This is a genomic window from Vibrio sp. ZOR0018, assembly GCF_963865925.1.
GTDB classification, from domain to species: domain Bacteria; phylum Pseudomonadota; class Gammaproteobacteria; order Enterobacterales; family Vibrionaceae; genus Vibrio; species Vibrio anguillarum.
Map to the genome: position 1 here is coordinate 39,627 of NZ_CAWMCN010000162.1, position 2,081 is coordinate 41,707.

Annotated in this window: 2 protein-coding genes; both read left to right on the top strand. The window is 40.4% G+C overall.

The window, feature by feature from the left end; genetic code table 11:
• Positions 1-428 precede the first annotated feature (428 nt).
• Positions 429-1,064 (top strand): CatB-related O-acetyltransferase, encoded by a 636-nt coding sequence (locus AACR75_RS18040; protein ID WP_047691281.1) that lies wholly within the window; start codon positions 429-431, stop codon positions 1,062-1,064.
• 133 nt (positions 1,065-1,197) lie between these two features.
• Positions 1,198-1,851: a Vat family streptogramin A O-acetyltransferase gene (locus tag AACR75_RS18045; RefSeq protein WP_017048438.1), complete on the top strand. Its 654-nt coding sequence runs from the start codon at positions 1,198-1,200 to the stop codon at positions 1,849-1,851.
• The last annotated feature ends 230 nt before the right edge of the window (positions 1,852-2,081 follow it).

The following is a 2,081-nucleotide window of genomic DNA, read 5'->3' on the forward strand; positions in this document are numbered from 1 at the left end:
ATCCGCCGAGCATGCTACGCTCGTCACTTTTCTTCCAAACCGCTCAATTTGAGTTTTTTGTTTCTTTGCTGATTTAGTATTTTAGTTTATAAATTAATCGGTTAGTTTGTTTCAAGTTTACAAAAAAGCTCGTTATTTGGTTTTGAAAGTGTCGGTGTCAATCGGTTGGCCTAACAAACGGCTCAAGAGGGATTGCCAACGCGTGGCGGCTTTAGTTCAAAATTGAAGTTTAGTGTTTACAGTGTGTTTTTTAAGTTCGGCGGTGCGTTGTCAACCCCTTAGCCGGGCGTTATGTGCTATCATTCGCGCCTTTCAATTAACGGTGTTTTTTATGAAACTTATTCCTCTTTTAAAGCAGCCACGCATTCACTGACGGCATAGTGTTATTTCAATAATTCTTATTATTTAACATTAGCTTGAGGTTTAGTATGCACAAGAAGCATTGGTCAAAATTTCAGTTACTCCATGAGGTAGTAACTAACCCTAATATTTCTATCAAAGGCACTCATAGTTATTACAGTGACTGCTGGGACAATGGATTTGAGGAATCTGTTGTTCGGTATCTTCATGGTGATGAAGTGAGTCGTGAATGGGAACCTAGGTGGGAAATCGATAAACTCCATATTGGTGATTACGTTTGCATCGGCGCAGAGGCAGTTATCTTAATGGGTGGTAATCATACCCATAGGGCGGATTGGTTCTGTTTATATCCATTTATGGACTACATTGATGAAGCGTATATAGGCAAAGGTGATACCTTTATCCACGATGGTGCATGGCTTGGGATGAGATCAATGGTTATGCCTGGTGTGACAATCGGAGAAGGAGCCATAGTTGCTGCAAATAGCGTGGTAATTAAAGATGTTGCCCCTTATAGTGTTGTTGGTGGCACGCCTGCCAAATTAGTCAAATATCGCTTTGACGAATCGGTAATTGCTGAACTGTTGAAAATGCAAATCTATGATTGGCCCACAGAGAAGTTTGAAGCCTTAAAGCGATATCTATGTGCATCAGACATTCAGCAACTAAAGAGCGCAGCAGCAGCTTACGATGTTGAAAAATAGCACATAACAAACGCTTCAAGAGGGACAGCCAACGCGCGGCATTTTTACTATGCGTTGGTTTTTGTGATTACGGTGTTATGCAGTAAGTTGGTAGTGGCGTTGGCTGCCCCTTAAGCGGGCGTTATGAACCATTATGGAGATATTTAATTTGTACGGTCCAAATCCAAATAATAAAGAGCCAATGGAAGGATTTCCTCAAATCGGCTACCTAAAAAACTATATTAAGTCTCCAAATATTGAAGTTGGTGACTATACATACTATGACGATCCTGATGGGCCTGAAAATTTTGAACGGAATGTGCTTTATCACTTCCCTTTTATTGGTGATAAGTTAAGGATTGGAAAGTTTTGTGCTATTGCTAAAGACGTTAAGTTCATTATGAATGGTGCAAACCACAATATGTCAGGTTTTTCAACTTATCCCTTTTTCATTTTTGGTAACGGTTGGGAAGTCTCAACCCCACAAGCTGGAGAGCTCCCTTATAAAGGCGACACAGTAATTGGTAATGATGTTTGGCTGGGTTATGAATCAACTATTATGCCTGGAATAACGATTGGTGATGGTGCCATTGTCGCGAGTAAGTCTGTTGTGACACAAGATGTTCCTGCTTATTGCGTTGTTGGTGGTAACCCCGCTAAGATTTTAAAGTATCGTTTTGAGCCAAATGTCGTCGATAAATTGTTAGAAATTGCGTGGTGGAATTGGAGTTCAGAGAAAATAACACTCAACCTGAAAGCAATAACAAACAATGAGTTAGAACTTCTTTTGGTGGGAAATGGCTCATAACAAACGCTTCAAGAGGGACAGCCAACGCGTGGCGTTTTTATTATGCGTTGGTTTCAGTGTTTACGGTGTTATGCGGAAAGTTGGTAGTATCGTTGTCTGCCCCTTAAGCGGGCGTTAGGCAAGGTGAGTTTTTATCAGCTAAAACGAGTCGAAATTGAACGGTAAATTCAATGTTTTCTGGCTTAAGTTAAGCAATAAATAGTCATCACATATTTGTTGTTTCTTGATCG

What these genes read in the sequence shown, in the direction of transcription:
- AACR75_RS18040 (WP_047691281.1), top strand. Translation starts at nt 429, where the DNA reads ATGCACAAGAAGCATTGGTCAAAATTTCAGTTACTCCATGAGGTAGTA.
- AACR75_RS18045 (WP_017048438.1), top strand. Translation starts at nt 1,198, where the DNA reads ATGGAGATATTTAATTTGTACGGTCCAAATCCAAATAATAAAGAGCCA.